This is a genomic window from Streptomyces sp. MAR4 CNX-425 (assembly GCF_048656465.1).
GTDB lineage: Bacteria > Actinomycetota > Actinomycetes > Streptomycetales > Streptomycetaceae > Streptomyces.
Genome location: NZ_JBMDLF010000003.1, coordinates 161977 through 177064 on the forward strand (window position 1 = coordinate 161977; position 15088 = coordinate 177064).

General features: G+C 73.4%; 16 protein-coding genes and 1 pseudogene. 12 read left to right on the top strand and 5 right to left on the bottom strand.

Annotation, left to right across the window (positions count from 1 at the left end):
- Positions 1-125 precede the first annotated feature (125 nt).
- Both ACHZ99_RS10395 and ACHZ99_RS10400 read left to right on the top strand, forming a co-directional pair.
- Positions 126-1544: a DEAD/DEAH box helicase gene (locus tag ACHZ99_RS10395; protein ID WP_420304172.1), complete on the top strand. Its 1419-nt coding sequence runs from the start codon at positions 126-128 to the stop codon at positions 1542-1544.
- Positions 1545-1674: 130 nt separating this feature from the next.
- Complete coding sequence (locus tag ACHZ99_RS10400) at positions 1675-2049, top strand: VOC family protein (protein WP_420304173.1); 375 nt, start codon at positions 1675-1677, stop codon at positions 2047-2049.
- A gap of 56 nt (positions 2050-2105) precedes the next feature.
- On the opposite strand, the gene ACHZ99_RS10405 is transcribed toward ACHZ99_RS10400, so the two are convergent.
- Entirely contained in the window at positions 2106-2912 is an 807-nt protein-coding gene (locus ACHZ99_RS10405) for an SAM-dependent methyltransferase (RefSeq protein ID WP_420304174.1), read from the bottom strand.
- Between the two features lie 282 nt (positions 2913-3194).
- Here ACHZ99_RS10405 and ACHZ99_RS10410 point away from each other — a divergent pair, with 282 nt between their 5' ends.
- A complete protein-coding gene (locus ACHZ99_RS10410) occupies positions 3195-4460 on the top strand; it encodes a sensor histidine kinase (protein ID WP_420304175.1) in 1266 nt (421 codons plus the stop codon).
- A gap of 123 nt (positions 4461-4583) precedes the next feature.
- Here the strand turns inward: ACHZ99_RS10410 and ACHZ99_RS10415 are convergent, their stop codons facing one another.
- Entirely contained in the window at positions 4584-4778 is a 195-nt protein-coding gene (locus tag ACHZ99_RS10415; protein ID WP_420304176.1) for a hypothetical protein, read from the bottom strand.
- Between the two features lie 184 nt (positions 4779-4962).
- On the bottom strand, positions 4963-7191 hold the full coding sequence (locus ACHZ99_RS10420) for an MMPL family transporter (RefSeq protein WP_420304177.1): 2229 nt from the start codon (positions 7189-7191) through the stop codon (positions 4963-4965).
- A 379-nt stretch (positions 7192-7570) separates the two neighbouring features.
- On the opposite strand from ACHZ99_RS10420, the gene ACHZ99_RS10425 reads away from it, so the two are divergent.
- The 8 genes from ACHZ99_RS10425 (at position 7571) to ACHZ99_RS10460 (ending at position 12844) form a co-directional block, all read left to right on the top strand.
- Positions 7571-8245 (top strand): response regulator, encoded by a 675-nt coding sequence (locus ACHZ99_RS10425; RefSeq protein ID WP_420304178.1) that lies wholly within the window; start codon positions 7571-7573, stop codon positions 8243-8245.
- Between the two features lie 155 nt (positions 8246-8400).
- On the top strand, positions 8401-9030 hold the full coding sequence (locus tag ACHZ99_RS10430) for a GNAT family N-acetyltransferase (RefSeq protein ID WP_420304179.1): 630 nt from the start codon (positions 8401-8403) through the stop codon (positions 9028-9030).
- Positions 9031-9157: 127 nt separating this feature from the next.
- Positions 9158-9529 (top strand): BlaI/MecI/CopY family transcriptional regulator, encoded by a 372-nt coding sequence (locus ACHZ99_RS10435; RefSeq protein ID WP_420304180.1) that lies wholly within the window; start codon positions 9158-9160, stop codon positions 9527-9529.
- Between the two features lie 10 nt (positions 9530-9539).
- Positions 9540-10529: a M56 family metallopeptidase gene (locus ACHZ99_RS10440; protein ID WP_420304181.1), complete on the top strand. Its 990-nt coding sequence runs from the start codon at positions 9540-9542 to the stop codon at positions 10527-10529.
- Positions 10530-10768: 239 nt separating this feature from the next.
- Positions 10769-10984, top strand: a complete 216-nt coding sequence (locus ACHZ99_RS10445; RefSeq protein WP_420304182.1) for a hypothetical protein — start codon at positions 10769-10771, stop codon at positions 10982-10984.
- Positions 10975-11433 (top strand): hypothetical protein, encoded by a 459-nt coding sequence (locus ACHZ99_RS10450; RefSeq protein WP_420304183.1) that lies wholly within the window; start codon positions 10975-10977, stop codon positions 11431-11433. The genes ACHZ99_RS10445 and ACHZ99_RS10450 overlap by 10 nt, the downstream gene beginning before the upstream one ends.
- Before the next feature lie 107 nt (positions 11434-11540).
- Positions 11541-12188: a DUF3105 domain-containing protein gene (locus ACHZ99_RS10455; protein ID WP_420304184.1), complete on the top strand. Its 648-nt coding sequence runs from the start codon at positions 11541-11543 to the stop codon at positions 12186-12188.
- Positions 12185-12844 (top strand): DUF305 domain-containing protein, encoded by a 660-nt coding sequence (locus ACHZ99_RS10460; RefSeq protein WP_420304185.1) that lies wholly within the window; start codon positions 12185-12187, stop codon positions 12842-12844. Before ACHZ99_RS10455 ends, ACHZ99_RS10460 begins: the two co-directional genes overlap by 4 nt.
- Before the next feature lie 87 nt (positions 12845-12931).
- On the opposite strand, the gene ACHZ99_RS10465 is transcribed toward ACHZ99_RS10460, so the two are convergent.
- Entirely contained in the window at positions 12932-13480 is a 549-nt protein-coding gene (locus ACHZ99_RS10465) for a DUF2752 domain-containing protein (RefSeq protein WP_420304186.1), read from the bottom strand.
- A 209-nt stretch (positions 13481-13689) separates the two neighbouring features.
- Here ACHZ99_RS10465 and ACHZ99_RS10470 point away from each other — a divergent pair, with 209 nt between their 5' ends.
- Positions 13690-14355, top strand: a complete 666-nt coding sequence (locus ACHZ99_RS10470; RefSeq protein WP_420304187.1) for an SCO family protein — start codon at positions 13690-13692, stop codon at positions 14353-14355.
- A 43-nt stretch (positions 14356-14398) separates the two neighbouring features.
- Here the strand turns inward: ACHZ99_RS10470 and ccsB are convergent.
- Positions 14399-14976: pseudogene (gene ccsB, locus ACHZ99_RS10475) on the bottom strand (c-type cytochrome biogenesis protein CcsB); the annotation flags it as partial.
- Positions 14977-15088 lie beyond the last annotated feature (112 nt).

The window sequence follows — 15088 nt, forward strand, 5'->3', positions numbered from 1 at the left end:
CCCGCGGCCGGAGCGCTCCGCGCCCCGCGCCGCCGTTCGCCCATTCCCCGGCCCGTTCCTGCGGCCTCCGCGCGGCCCGTCGCCGCCGGAGCCTCCTCGGCACGCGCCGTGACGAGGAGGTTCCCGTGAACCGCACCAACCGCCGGGCCCCCGACGGCCCGGCCCGCCACCGTTCGCGCGGCCGGACCGCGCACCGGCCGGCCCCCGCGCTGCCCCCGGCTGCGTCGTTCGCCGACCTGGACATGCCGTCCGCACTGCTGACGGCGCTGCGCCACCAGGGTGTGACCGTGCCGTTCCCCATCCAGGCGGCCACCCTTCCCGACTCCCTGGCCGGGCGGGACGTCCTCGGCCGCGGCCGCACCGGCTCGGGCAAGACCCTCGCCTTCGGCCTGGCCCTGCTGGCCCGTACCGCCGGCCGGCGCGCCGCACCCCGGCACCCGCTGGCGCTTGTCCTGGTGCCCACCCGCGAGCTGGCCCAGCAGGTCACCGAGGCCCTCACCCCCTACGCCCGGGCGGCGCACCTGCGGCTGGCCACCGTGGTCGGCGGCACCTCCCCGGCGCGGCAGGCCGCCGCGCTGCGCGACGGCGCCGACGTCGTCGTGGCCACCCCGGGACGGCTGCGGGACCTCATCGACCGCCGCGACTGCCGCCTCGACGAGGTACGCGTCACCGTGCTGGACGAGGCCGACCAGATGGCCGACATGGGCTTCCTGCCCCAGGTCACCGCCCTGCTGCGGCAGGTGCCCGCGGACGGGCAGCGGATGCTGTTCTCGGCGACGCTCGACCGCAACATCGACCGGCTGGTACGGGACTTCCTCACCGACCCGGTCGTCCACTCGGTCGACCCGCCGGCCGCGACCGTGACGACGATGGAGCACCACGTGCTGCACGTGGCCGACGGCGACAAGCGGACGGCCGTCACCCACATCGCCGCCCGCGACGGCCGGGTGCTGCTGTTCCTGCACACCAAGCGCGGCGCCGACCGGCTGGCCCGGCACCTGCTCGCCAACGGAATACGGGCCGCCGCCCTGCACGGGGACAAGTCCCAGTCCCAGCGCACCCGCACCCTCGAACGGTTCAAGCGCGGAGACATCACCGCGCTCGTCGCCACCAACGTCGCCGCCCGCGGCATCCACATCGACGACCTCGACCTCGTCGTCAACGTCGATCCGCCGGCCGACTACAAGGACTACCTCCACCGCGGCGGCCGCACCGCCCGCGCCGGCGGGTCCGGCAGCGTCGTGACCCTCGTCCTGCCCGACCAGCGCCGCGAGATGAGCCGCCTGACCACCGCCGCCGGCATCACCGCGCACACCACCCGCGTCCAGCCCGGCAGCGCGGAACTCGCCCGCATCACCGGCGCCCGCACGCCCTCCGGCGTCCCCGTCACCCCCACCCCCACCGCCGCCGCCGCGACCCCCGTCAAGCCCAAGAACACGGCAGGACGCCGCGGCCGCCGCGGCCGCCCCAACCCGACCCGGCACGCGCAGTCCCCCCGCACCGGCTCCCCGATGAAGGCGCCGCCGCGCAGAGCGGCGGCGTAACACCACCGCCGCAGGCCCCACCCGGCCGCGCCCCCGGGGATCGACGCCCGCGCCCGTACCGTGCACTGTGGAACGCTGAACGAAGTGCAGGGCAGCCGCGGAAGCGGCGGGAGAACAAGGAGCGCCGGAAGTGATTCGAAAGCTGCAGGCGGTCGCGCTGGACTGCGCGGATCCGGTACGGCTCGCGGAGTTCTACGCGGACCTGCTCGGCGGCCGGGTGGTCGCGGACGAGGGTGACCTCGACTGGATCGAGGTCCAGGGCTTCGAGGGAACCCCGATCGCATGCCAGCGGGTCGACGGCTACCGGCCCCCCGAATGGCCCGGCCAGGACCACCCGCAGCAGCTCCACCTCGACTTCGACGTGGACGACCTCGAAGGAGAGGAGAAGCGGGCGCTCGCCCTCGGCGCGACGGTGCTGGAGCGCACGGACCAGATCCACCCGGAGGCCAACTGGCGCGTCTACGCGGACCCGGCCGGCCACCCGTTCTGCCTCTGCCTCCACTGAACCCGCCGAGCGGAACCCGCGCCGGTACGCGACCGGACCCGGCGAACTGTGGCGCGCTACGGCTTGCGGGCGACGCCGCAGTGGATCGCCGCCTTCTCCGGCGCCCCGGCCGCCGCCGGGTCCGGCCGCCACAGCGGGGTCGACACCACGCCCGGCTCGACCAGCTCCAGCCCGTCGAAGTACGCGGCGATCTGCTCGACGTCGCGGTTGGTGTACTCGCGGCCGGGGTTGTCCCGGTTGAACTCCTCGACCGCGTGCAGCCGCGCCGGGTCGGTGGTGTCGCCGTCGCTGACCACCAGGTACGAGCCGGGGCAGACCGCCTCCAGCACCGCCGCCCGGATGTCGCGTACGCGGTCGTCGTCCGGGATGTTGCCGAAGATGCCGAGCATCATCACGCCCACCGGCTCGGTGAAGTCCAGGGTCTGCGCCGCCTGCCCAAGGACGCGGCCGATGTCGCGCACGTCGCCGTCGAGGTACGCGCACGCCCCCGCGGCGGCGGAGGTCAGCAGGCCCTGGGCGTGGGCCAGGACGATGGGGTCGTTGTCGACGTAGACGATCCGGCAGGCCGGGTCGACGCGCTGGGCGACCTCGTGGGTGTTGTCGTTGGTCGGCAGCCCGCTCCCCAGGTCGAGGAACTGCCGGACGCCCGCCTCCCGTACCAGGAAGCGCACGGCGCGGCGCAGGAACGCCCGCTGCTGGCGGGCGTCGACGACGATCCCGGGGAAGAGTTCCTTGACGGCGTCGCCGGCCGCCCGGTCGGCCGCGTAGTGGTTCTTCCCGCCGAGCCAGTAGTCCCACATGCGCGCCGAGTGGGGCACGCTCTGGTCGATCGGGGCGGACCTGCGCTCTGCGTCGTCCGACACGTGTGCACCCTTCGGTGATCAGGCGGTGGACCGTGCTTGGCCGTTCCGTCTTTTCCCCTCGCGGTCGAGGATGACGTGGACGATGGAGTCACGCCAGAGTCCGTCCTTCACTGATGTGCGCGCGGATGCGTCCCTCTTCGGTCGTCCCTGCTGTGAGCATGGCCGTCGCGGCGGCAATGCAACCAGAGATGTACGGCCCGCCCGCGTACAGCCGGCGATGCACGCGGTGAACCCGACCGTGACCTGACGTACCGGCCGGCTCCTCGTGCGTAGCCTGAGGGCGTGTCCGGCACGGCTCCAGCGCGGCAGGTTCAGCGGTTTCTCACCAGGCGGCCTCACCCCCTGGTCCTCCTCGACGTCGCGCTCGCCGTCCTGCTGTGCGTCGGTCTGCTGTGGGCCGACGCCCGCAGCGGCACCCACCGCGCCGCCGGCGTCGAGGCCGCGCTGCGGACCGCGGGCATCGTCCTCGCCGCTCTCGCCGTCGCTGCCCGTCGGCTCTGGCCGCGCGTGTCGTTCGCCGTGGCGTCGCTCTGCGCCTTCCTGGTCGCCGCGCTCGGCGGCGCACCGCAGGTGTCGGTCTGCGTCGCCGTCACCGCCTACACCGTCGCGGAGACGGCGGAGTACGCGTTCTGGTGGGTTCCCCCCGGTATCGCCGGTCTGCTGATGGCCGCCGGGGTCGGTATCGGGCGGGTCTCCTCGGGCTGGCTGGCCGTGCTCGTCGCCAACGTCGCGATCGTCTGCGTCGGCTGGTTCGCCGGCCTCGCCGCCCGGGAGCGCCGGAACAGGATCGTCGCCGCTGCCGAGCGAGAGGCCGAGCGCGAACGCCGGCAGGCCGCCCGCGTCCGCCAGGCCGCCGTCGACGAGCGCCTGGTCATCGCCCGCGAACTGCACGACATCGTCGCGCACTCGATGAGCCTCATCGCGGTACGCGCCGGTGTCGCGCGCGTGGTCATGGACAGCGATCCGGCCCAGGTGAAGGAGACCCTCGCCATCGTCGAGACCACCACCCGCCAGGCCCTCCACGAGATGCGGCTGCTCGTGGAGGTGCTGCGCCACGAGCACGCGGCCGACCCCGCGCTCACCCCCACGCCCGGGCTCGCCGACACGGCAGCGCTGACCGAGCAGATCCGCAGCGCCGACGTCGACCTGCGCCTCGACATCCGGGGTACGGCCCGCCCGCTCCCCGCCGCGGTGGACCTGTCGGCGTATCGCATCGTCCAGGAGGCCCTCACGAACGTCGTACGCCACGCCGGGCCGACCCGGGCCACGCTCCGCATCGAGTACCGCACCGATGAGGTGCTCATCGAGGTCACCGACGGCGGCCCCTCCGAGCCGCACCGCCGGAAGGACCCCGTATCCCGGTCCGCCGCCGAGCCCGCCGCCGAGCCCGCCGCCGCGGCCGGTCACGGGCTGGTCGGCATGCGCGAGCGAGCGGCCCTGTTCGACGGCTACCTGCGCGCCGGCCCTCACCGTGACGGCTTCCGGGTCCAGGCACTGCTGCGTACGGGCGAATCCAGCCCCCGCGACCCCAGCCGCGACACCACCTGAGCCCGCCCCGGGTGTGCCGGTGGGCGGGGTCGGCGTCGGCGCGGCCCTGCCCGGTCCGGGCACCGTCGTGACAGGACGGGCGGGAGCAGGCCGGGAACGTGCGGCCGCCCCGCCCGTCGGCCGTCAGGTGCCGAGCGCGCTGATGCTCTCGGCCATGTCGTCGAGGAAGTTCTGTATGTCGGGTCCCGAGCCCGTGGACGCCAGCAGGAAACCGAAGAGCACCGCGACGATCGCGGGCCCCGCCTTGACCGAGCCGCCGCGTATCAGCACGATCAGGATGATCCCCGTCAACAGCACCACGGACAGTGAGATCGCCACGCCCTCATCACCCCTTGGTTCTCTTTTCGCCGCCCAGGGCACCCGTCGCCCGCACACCCTGGTGGCGTATCCGAAGTCGTGCGGGCCGCCGAAGCGGGAGTGTCACTTTCGATGCGTGCCGTGGCGTGCGCGCGTCGCACGGCGCGGCAGCGCAGGCCCGCGGCCGGAAGCGCGACGGAGAACATCAGGCGCCGCGCTTGTCGGTGAGGACCGGAGTCCGGTCGTCGGCCGGGGGCGCGTGGGGGTCCCGTTCGCCGCGGGTGGGCGTATCGACAGGTCCCTCGACGGAGACGTGGGGCAGGATTCGGTCGATCGCCCTGGGCAGATACCAGTTCCGCTTCCCGAACAGCTGCATGGCCGCCGGTACGAGGATCGTGCGCACCACCAGGGCGTCGAGCAGGATGGCGACGGCCAGGCCGAGCCCGAACTCGGCGATGATGCGCATGCCGACGAACACGAAGGCCGTGAACACGCAGATCATGATGAGCGCGACAGCCGTGATGATCTGCCCGGTGGCGGCCTGGCCGCGGCGGACGGCGAGGTCGTTGTCGCCGGTGTGGAGCCATTCCTCGTGGATGCGGCTGACCAGGAACACCTCGTAGTCCATCGACAGGCCGAACAGGACGGCCAGCATCATGGGCGGCAGGAACGACTCCACGGGCCCGGCCGGGCCCGCGCCCAGGGCGGACGAGCCCCAGCCCCACTGGAAGACCGCGACCACGATGCCGAAACCGGCGCCGGCCGAGAGGAGGTTCATCACCGCCGCGGTGAGCGGGATGAGCACGCTGCGGAACGCGAGCATCAGCAGCAGGCATCCCAGGAGGACGACGACGGAGACGAAGAGCGGCATCTTGCCGCTCAGTTCGGACGCGAAGTCCTTGTGCACGGCGGTCTGCCCGCCGACGTGGACGGTGAGTCCGTCCTCCTCGTGATCGGGGATCACGCGGTCGCGGAGCGTGTCGATGAGGTCCGACGTCTGTTCCGACTGCGGGGATGCCGTGGGGACGACCCGCATGGTCCGCGCCGTCGCGTCGGGCGTGGCCGGGGGGATCTGGACGGACGCCACCCCCGGAACGGTCTCGATCTCCTGTCCCAGCTGGGTGAAGGCGGTCCCGGCCCGCGGGGACGGGACCTCCGCCACGAGCAGCAGCGGGCCGTTGTGTCCGGGGCCGAAGCCGTCGGCGAGCAGGTCGTAGGCCCGGCGTGTGGTGGTGTCCGCCGGGTTGTTGCCGGCGTCGGAGGACCCCAGCCGCATCGAGAAGAACGGGATCACCAGCGCCACCATGAGCACGGTCGCCATGATCGTCAGCGGCACCGGCCGCTTCTGCACGAATCCGGCCCAGCGGGCCCACTTGCTGGAGACCCCGGTCTCGGCCGGCCCTTCGCGCGTGAGCCGGGCGCGTTGGCGGCGGCTGAGCACCCGCGTGCCGAGCACCGCGAACAGGGCGGGCAGCAGGGTCACGGCGACCGCGACGGCGAACGCCACCATGATCGCCGCCGACAGTCCGATCCCGGACAGGATGCTGAAGCCGAGCATGAGCAGGCCGAGCATCGCGACCGCGACCGTGCCGCCGGCGAAGAGGACGGCCCGGCCGGAGGTGTTCATGGCCGCCACGGTCGCTTCCTGCGGGTCGAGCCCGGCGCGGAGGCCGCTGCGGTAGCGGGCGACGATGAACAGCGCGTAGTCGATGCCGACGCCGAGGCCGATGAACGCGGCGATGATCGGGGCGGTGCTGGGGACGCTCATCACCTGGGTGAGGAGGTCGATGGAGAGAATCGCGCCGCCCAGAGCGAGGACCGCGGCGATGATCGGGACGGCCATCGCCACCAGGGACCCGAACGCGTACAGCATGACGATCGCCGCGGCCAGGAGGCCGATCAGTTCGCTGCTCGACGTCGAAGGGCTCTCCAGCTCCCCGATCACCGCCCCTCCGAACTCCACCCGCAGGGCGTCGCTGCGCAGCTCCGCGCCCAGGTCCACGACCCGCTGGATGTTCTCGGTGTCCAGGCTCTGCCTCTGCTCGGTGAAGGTGACCGTCGCGTAGGCGGTCCTGCGGTCGTCGCTGACCTGCGCCGCCCCGTCCGGGCCGAACGGGCCTGTTACGGCACCGACCTGGGGCACTCCGGCCACCCGGGCCAGCGTCTTGTGCACGTCGGCCCGGACCGCCGGGTCGGTCACCTCGCCGCCGGTCGCGTGCAGCACGAGGGTGCTCGTATCGCCCGAGGTGCGCTCGAACTGTGCCGACATCAGCTCCGCGGCCTTGCTCGACTCGGTACCGGGCAGGCCGTACTCCTCCGTGAAGGCGGCGCCGCCCGCGGCGCGCATGCCGCCCAGCAGGACCGCGAGGAGCAACAACCACCCGCCGATGACGAGGAACCGGTGCCGGAAGCACCATCGCGCGATCCCGCTCATCGGTTTCCGCCCGGGAGCCGGTGTCGCCGGTTGTCCAAAGGGAGCACAGCTCTGCTTTCGTGACGTAGGTCGGGGACTCGGCGCCTCGCCGCGCCGTACGGTCCGCCCATCCCTGTCCCGCGGACCTTCCCGCAGCTCAAAGCCTGCCTCCGCGGACGGCCCGGTGTCGTCAGGCTGGGGTCTGGCGCGGGCGTCACGCCAGGAAGGTAGGGACCGCCGGCATACAGTCCTGGATGTACGCGCGGGTGCGACCGTGACCCGAGGGCCGCTCGCCGTCGTGCCGCCGGGGGACGCACCGATCGTGCGCGGACCGGCACGCAGGGCCTTGTACGGTGACTACCTGCGGTGCCCTACCGACGTCCGCATCCGGAGGCCGGCGATGACGATTCGGGTGGTCGTGGCCGACGACCACATCCTCGTACGGGCCGGCTTCTGCGTGCTCGTGAACGCCGCGCCGGAGATGGAGGTCGTCGCCGAGACCAGCACCGGCCGCGACACCGTGGCAGCCGGCCGCCGGCACCTGCCCGACGTCATCCTGATGGACGTACGGATGCCCGACATGGACGGCATCGAGGCCACCCGGCAGCTGCTCGGCGACCCGGCCACCGCGGCCATCCGGATCGTCATCCTCACCACCTTCGACCTCGACGAGTACGTGTTCGCCGCCCTCAAGGCCGGCGCCAGCGGCTTCCTCCTCAAGGACACCCCGCCCGAGCAGCTGCTCGCCGGAATCCGCACCGTCGCCGCCGGCGACGCGCTCCTCGCGCCGAGCGTGACCCGGCGTCTCATCCGTGACTTCGTCAACCGCCCCGCCCTCGACTCCGGCGTCTCGCCCACGCTGCTCGACCCGCTCACGGAGCGCGAGAGAGAGGTCCTCGTCCACGTGGCCGCGGGACACTCGAACACCGACATCAGCGCGCAGCTCAACATCAGCGTGGCCACCGTCAAGACCCACGTCAGCCGTCTGTTCAACAAGCTGCAAGCGCACGACCGCGCGCAGCTCGTCGTGATCGCCTACGAGACCGGCCTCGTCGAGCAGGCCCGGCGGCGGTAGGCCGCCTGCGCGGCGGTCCAGCGCGCGTGCGCGGAGCCGGGATCGGCTGACGGCCGGGCGTACCTCCGGGGCGGTGTGATCGCGCCGCGGCCGGTCCCGCAGAACCTGGTCGCCGGAAGCTGGTGGGAACGCTCCCAAACGAGGATCATGGTGCGATGACCATGCCCCCCGCCGTACGCCCGTACCGTCCCGGTGATCAGGCCGCCCTTGAGGACATCTGCATCCGCACCGGTCACGAAGGCGGCGACACCCGCCCCCTCTATGCCGACCCGGGCGTCTTCCCCGTCACCTTCGCCGGCCCCTACGTCCACCTCGAACCGGACCTCGCCTTTGTACTGGACGACGGCCGGGGGCAGGCCGTCGGATACGTTCTCGGCACCGCCGACACGCTCGCCTTCGTGGAGCGCTTCCGCTCGATCTGGCTGCCGCTGGTCGCCGACCGCTACCCGCGGCCCGGCGGCGAGCCGCGCACACCGGACGAGGGGATCGCGGAGCTGCTGCACACGCCGGAGCGCATGATCCTTCCCGAACTCGCCGACTACCCGGCCCACCTGCACATCGACCTGCTGCCCGACTGGCAACGCCGCGGTCATGGCCGCACGTTGATGCACACCTTCCTGCGCGCGCTGTCCGAGCGCGGGGTCCCCGCCGTCCACCTGGCGATGGTCACGGCCAACAGCGCGGCGAGAGCCTTCTACGACCGGCTGGGGTTCCACGAGATAGACGTCCCCGCCCCGGGCCCGGTCACGTACCTCGGCCGCGAAACGGCGAAGCCTACTGCCTGAGTCCGCCCCTGCCACACCCCTCTTGTCCAGGCGCGATGCGCCGCTCTGGTCGATGGGGCACGAACCCGGATCCCCATGTGCTCGACGACGTACGATGGCGCTTAGGTTTTACGGCAGGGAGGCCGGGATGCGCGGGTTCGGCGAGCTCGAACAGGCGATCATGGACGAGGTGTGGACCGCGGACGCGCCGCCGACGGTGCGTGAGGTGCTGGCGGAGCTGAACCGTGACTCGCGCCGGGAGAAGGACCTGGCCTACAACACGGTGCAGACCGTGATGGAGATTCTGCATCGCAAGGGCTGGCTGTCCCGGGCCAAGGACGGACGCGCGTTCCGCTATGCGGCGACATCCAGCCGTGAGGAGTACGCCGCCTCGCTGATCGACCAGGTCTGGGCCACCGGCGCCGACCGTACGGCCACGCTGGTACGGCTCTTCGACGAACTGGATGCGTCCGAGGCGGCGGAGCTGCGCGCCGCCCTCGCCGCGCGGCAGAAGAAGTAGGGGGCCGGGCATGAGGGTCGCCCTGCTGCTGGTCGGCTACGCGGCCACCCTTGCCCTGGTCGGCCCGCTGCTGGCCCGGGCGTCGTGGTCGGCGCGTGCGCCGCGGCTGGCGATCCTGGCCTGGCAGGCGTTGACCGCGGCGGTGGTGGCGTCGGTCGCGTTGGCCGGGGTGGCGCTGGTGGTGCCGTCGGTGCCGGTCAGCGGCAACGTGGCGGAGCTGCTGCACGCCTGCGTGATGATGCTGCGGGAGCAGTACGCCACGCCGGGCGGGGCCGCGGCCGCGGCCGGTGGTCTGGTGTTCGCCCTGTTCGTGGTCCTGCGGGTCGGCGGCTTCCTGGTCGTCGGCCTGGTACGGGCACGTCGGGAGCGCAGCAGGCATGCGGAGGTGCTGGCGGTGGTCGGCGGGTACCGGGCCGATCTGGGGGTGACGGTGCTGGATCACGCGCGTCCCGCCGTGTACTGCCTGCCGGGGGCGGGACACCGGATCGTGCTGACGTCGGCCGCGCTGGCCGCCCTGTCGCCGTCCGCGCTGGACGCCGTGATCGCGCATGAGAGGGCCCACATCCGCCAGCGTCACCACCTGGCGCTGGCCTACGCGGACGCGATGGAGCGCGCCTTCCCGAAGGTCGCGCTCTTCCGCCTCGCGGCGGAGCACACCCGGCGGCTGGTGGAGCTGGCGGCCGACGACGCTGCCTGCTCCCGGGCCGACTCGCTGGCCCTCGCCGGCGCGCTGCTCGACCTGGCCGGCACCGGGGCGCCCGCGGCCGCGCCGCCGGCCGCGCTGGCGGCCTCCGGCGGTCAGGTGGGTCCACGAGTGCGGCGGCTGCTTGCCGCCCCACGGCCGCTGCACTGGGCTGTCGCCGGGGGCGGGACGTTGGTGGCCGGCGTGCTGCTGGCGCTGCCGCTGGTACTGGCCGCCCAGCCGGCGGTGGCGTCGGCGGAGATGAGCGCCTGCCCGCTGCTCGATCAGTCGGCCGCTGCCGCGCAGCCCTCGGCCTGACGGTTTCGCTCCCGCCCTCGTGGCTTGGGCGCTGCGGCGGCGGGCTCGGACGGCGCGGGGGCCGCTGGTCGCGGCATCCGCGGCTGGCCGCGCGACGCAGGTAACCACCGACCGGTGCCGGCGCAGCGCCCCGTCAGCGGCGCCAGATCCCGATCCGTGCTCCTTCCACTCCCCCCTGGTTGCCGTCTGGTAGGTTCGACGCCATCACCTATGCAGCTTAGGTATACGGAGTGAGTGGCATGTTCACGGACGCAGGGCCCGGGACCTCCCCGGCGGCGCACCGCCGGGACCGGATCGCCATGCAGGCTGCCCTCACCCCGGGGCCGGGTCTGCCCGCCGGGGGTCTCATCGGCGGGCTGCCGGGCATCACCGTGCCGCCCTTCGATCCGCACCACCGGTACGGGCAGTTCGGCGGCCTCGTGCCGGTGCTGTTCGGGCTCACCCGATGGCGCTGACCGCCCCAGCCGGCTCCACCGCGGTCTTCCGGCGGATCGCCCGGGGCCCGTCCCTGCTGCTGACCGGCGCGGTGCTGGCGGCCGTGGCCGCCGTCGCCCTGCTGTGCGGAGCGGGTACGGCGGCAGCGTCCGGCTCCGTCGTGAAGACTGAGCGCCACGTCCTGCCGACCGCGGCGGCCACGGCGGTCCCGGCCGCTGCGGACGGCCACACCGTCACCTGGGCGGTGTGCGATGAGTGCCGCCCCGACGGCGGCGGCGTACGGCACTGCGAGCGTACGGCCGTCACCGTCATGCCCGGCACCGCGCACCGCGTCGATCCGCCCCTGACGGCCGCCCCCGGCCCCGGGCGGGCCCCGGCGGCGACACCGCATCCGCCCATGCCCCCGCCGCCCGCTCCCGCCGCTCCAGACCCTCCGGACCTGCATCGACTCCAGCGCCTGCTGGTGTAGACGGGCTCGGGCCGCCGCCTTCGGCGGGCCCGGCCGACCCGTTGACACCCGATCCCTGAGCAGCGCCCCTGCGGGAAGACGCCGTGGGCGAAGAGAAGGACACCCCGATGGGAAGCAAGAACGCAAAGGCGCAGGCGGCCGAGCGCCGTGCCCGGATAGCGGAGATGCGCAAGGCGGAGCAGGCGCGCGAGCGCCGCAACCGGATCCTCACCCTGGTGACCGTGGCCGTCGTGGTCCTGGCCACCGCCGGAGGCGGGGTCTTGCTGTGGCGTGCGGCGGAGGACGAGCAGCAGGCCCGGGACGAGGCGAAGGCGGCCCCGGTCAAGGGCGCCAAGACCTGGGACGACCTGAGCCAGGACCATGTGGAGGGCGAGGTCGACTACCCGATGAGCCCGGCCGCCGGCGGCGAGCACAGCCAGACCTGGGCCACCTGCGACGCCCAGGTCTACGACGAGGAGATCAACGACGAGAACGCCGTGCACTCCCTGGAGCACGGCGCGGTCTGGATCACCTACAACGACAAGGCCGCCAAGGGGGACGTCGAGAAGCTCAAGGACACCGTGAAGAGCACGCCGTACTCCTTCGTGAGCCCCTACCCGGACCAGAAGTCGCCGATCGCCCTGACCGCGTGGGGCGTACAACTGAGCGTGGACAAGGCGTCGGACAAGCGGGTGCGGCAGTTCCTGGACACGTACGTGCAGGGCGAGCAGACCCCGGAGAAGGGCGCCACCTGCTCCGGCGGGACGATGCCGTGACCGCCGGGACCCGGGTCGCCGTGGCCGACGAGTCCGCGTCCGCGCCACGACGCCGGTGGGTCTTCGGCGCGTCGGGCCTGGCCGCGTCGCTGCTGGCGGTGCTCGCCCTGCTGGCCGTCGCCCAGTGGCCGGAGGCGGAGGCGGCGCCGTCCGCGGCATCGGCGGACGCGGGCTTCGCCCGGGACATGGCGGTGCACCACCAGCAGGCGGTCGAACTGTCCTTCCTCGTCCGCGACGGCACCGACGACGAGGAGGTGCGGCGCCTGGCGTACGACGTCATCAACACCCAGGCCAACCAGCGCGGCATGCTCCTCGGCCTGCTCGATTCCTGGGGCCTGCCGGCCACCTCCGGCGAGGCGCCGATGGCATGGATGGGGCACGAGCCGTACGAGCCGCGCGATGGCTCGCTGATGCCCGGCATGGCCACGGACACCCGGGTCGAGCAGCTGCGCCAGGCCGAGGGCAGGGCTGCCGAAGTGCTCTACCTCCAGCTGCTCACCGCACACCACCGCGCCGGCGTCGACATGGCCGAGGGAGCCGTCGAGCTGGCAGACGACCAGCAGATCAGGAACCTCGCCAAGGGCATGGCCCGCGGCCAGCGGTCCGAGATGAAGCTGATGGCCGGCATGCTCGCCGACCGCGACGCGCCGCCGTGAGACCGGCCGCCCGGCGGGAAGCGCCGCGCTCGCCTCCGGCGGGGAGGGACGGGCTGCGCGGTCTCCGACGAGCCTGCGAGGCGTCCCTCAGCGCGGTGTACGGCCGACCGCGCCGTGCGCGGCGCGGCCGGCCGCTCGTCTCCGTCGCCACACCAGCACCACGGTGTACGCGACGCCCGTGGCGGCCGCCGCCGCGTACAGCAGCAGCCCGGTCGCCCGGCCGCTGTCCGCGCTGGTACGCAACAGCTCGGCGTGCGCCTGCTGGTTGACCACGAGGGCGACGAGCGCGCACAGCCCGGCGACGAGCAGCGGCCGACCGCGGTGGACGCGCAGGTTGACCCAGCCCCCGCTCGTCCGCCCCACCACCGCCCGGGCCAGCGCCAGGGCGGCGCCCGGAACCAGCAGGTAGACGACCGGGTTGTACGCCCAAGCGGCGGCGAGGTCGCCGCGGAGCAGCGCGTGCACGCCGCGCGTGCCGCCACACAGCGGGCCCATCACGCCCGCGTAGTGCAGAGGGCCGTGCAGGTCCAGCGGCGGCAGGCCGAGGACGGCCACGAGCACCCCGGCAACCAGCCCGGCCGCGGCGAGCGGCCCGGCCCACCGATGCCGGTCGCGCCCCTCACGGACCACCGTCATCACCGGTGTCCTCGCTGCCCGTGTCCGCACGTTCCCGACCCTCTCCCACCGTGCTGCTCCCGGCCCCGGGCGGCGCTGTCCAGCTGCGCGGAACGCACGCGGAGGCCCACCGCGGCGGCCGCTGGGCCACGGCGTAGACTCCCACCCTAAACCTAAGAGGCTTAGTTTCTCAGCTCCACTCCACCGCTTCACTCAGGGGGTTGTCGACCATGCGGAGACCTGCCGTCCTCGCCGCCGCGCTTACCGCGACCGCCATGCTCACCTTCACCGCCTGCGGCACCGGCAGTACCGAGTCCGAGGAGAAGCCGCTGGTCAGCGTCGACGCCGACCAGGAGCCGACAAAGGCGGCGACGGCGCTGGACACGCCGTTCGACAAGCCGGAGCTGGTGCTCACCGACACCCGCGGCGAGAAGTTCGACCTGCGCGAAGAGACCAAGGGCAAGCTGACGCTGGTGTACTTCGGCTACACGCACTGCCCGGACGCCTGCCCGCTGACGGTGAGCAACATGGCCATCGCCTACCAGGGACTGTCGAAGGCGGAGCGGGAGCAAGTGCGGTTCGTGTTCGTCAGCACCGACCCCCGGCGGGACACCCCCGGGGAACTGGGCAAGTGGCTGCGCAGCGCCGGGAGTCCCGACTTCATCGGGCTGCACGGGCCGTACAAGAAGGTCGAGGCCGCCGCCCGCACCGTGGGCGTGGGCATGGCACCGCCCGAGGTCGACGCGGACGGCGAGGTCACCGCCACCCACGGCAAGTCGGTCCTGGCCTTCTCACCCGTGGACGACAAGGCGCACGTGCTCTACAGCGGGGCGGAGGCGACCGCGAAGGACTACGCGAAGGACATCCCCGTCCTGCTCAAGGGCGAGATCCCGTGACCCCGCCGCCGGCCCGCCCGTGCGGCGGGCGGCGGTGCGCGGGTCAGACGCCCGCGTAGGAGTGCAGTCCCGTGATCAGGATGTTGACGCCGTAGTAGCTGAAGACGAATGCGGCGAAGGCGATCAGGCCGAGGACGGCGGCCTTGCGTCCCTTCCAGCCGGCGGCGGCGCGGGCGTGCAGATAGGCGGCGTAGGCGACCCAGGTGATGAACGCCCAGGTCTCCTTGGGGTCCCAGCCCAGTAGCGGCCCCAGGCGGCCCCGGCCCAGAGGGCGCCGGCGACGACGGCGAAGGTCCACAGCGGGAAGACCAGCGCGGTCAGCTGGTGGACCAACTCGTCCAGGGCGGCCGCGGTGGGCAGCCGCCGCCACAGGACCGCCGCCCGCGGCGGCCGCTTCCCGCTCCCGGCTGCCCGTTCCTGCCGGTCGCGGACGAGGTAGAGCACGGAGGCCACGGCGGCGGCGTGGAAGAGGCCACCGGAGACGACCGCGGCGGAGACGTGGATGGCCAGGCAGTACGAGTCCAGGGCCGGGATGAATTGGGCGGACTCCACGTACAGCACGGCGACCGCGAGGCCGAGGGTGAGCAGCACCGGGAGGGTGACCGGCAGGCCGAGCACCCGGTACGGCGGGGGCGGCCGGGGCCGGTGGATGGCTCGGCGTTGGGGGGAGGGGGCGGTGTCGGGGTGGGCGGCCGCGCGCGAGGGCCCGCGCCGGGAGAGGGCGGCGTCGGGG

What these genes read in the sequence shown, in the direction of transcription:
- ACHZ99_RS10465 (WP_420304186.1), bottom strand. Translation starts at nt 13,480, where the DNA reads ATGACGGTGGTCCGTGAGGGGCGCGACCGGCATCGGTGGGCCGGGCCG.
- ACHZ99_RS10435 (WP_420304180.1), top strand. Translation starts at nt 9,158, where the DNA reads ATGCGCGGGTTCGGCGAGCTCGAACAGGCGATCATGGACGAGGTGTGG.
- ACHZ99_RS10425 (WP_420304178.1), top strand. Translation starts at nt 7,571, where the DNA reads ATGACGATTCGGGTGGTCGTGGCCGACGACCACATCCTCGTACGGGCC.
- ACHZ99_RS10430 (WP_420304179.1), top strand. Translation starts at nt 8,401, where the DNA reads ATGACCATGCCCCCCGCCGTACGCCCGTACCGTCCCGGTGATCAGGCC.
- ACHZ99_RS10455 (WP_420304184.1), top strand. Translation starts at nt 11,541, where the DNA reads ATGGGAAGCAAGAACGCAAAGGCGCAGGCGGCCGAGCGCCGTGCCCGG.
- ACHZ99_RS10445 (WP_420304182.1), top strand. Translation starts at nt 10,769, where the DNA reads ATGTTCACGGACGCAGGGCCCGGGACCTCCCCGGCGGCGCACCGCCGG.
- ACHZ99_RS10440 (WP_420304181.1), top strand. Translation starts at nt 9,540, where the DNA reads ATGAGGGTCGCCCTGCTGCTGGTCGGCTACGCGGCCACCCTTGCCCTG.
- ACHZ99_RS10470 (WP_420304187.1), top strand. Translation starts at nt 13,690, where the DNA reads ATGCGGAGACCTGCCGTCCTCGCCGCCGCGCTTACCGCGACCGCCATG.
- ACHZ99_RS10420 (WP_420304177.1), bottom strand. Translation starts at nt 7,191, where the DNA reads ATGAGCGGGATCGCGCGATGGTGCTTCCGGCACCGGTTCCTCGTCATC.
- ACHZ99_RS10450 (WP_420304183.1), top strand. Translation starts at nt 10,975, where the DNA reads ATGGCGCTGACCGCCCCAGCCGGCTCCACCGCGGTCTTCCGGCGGATC.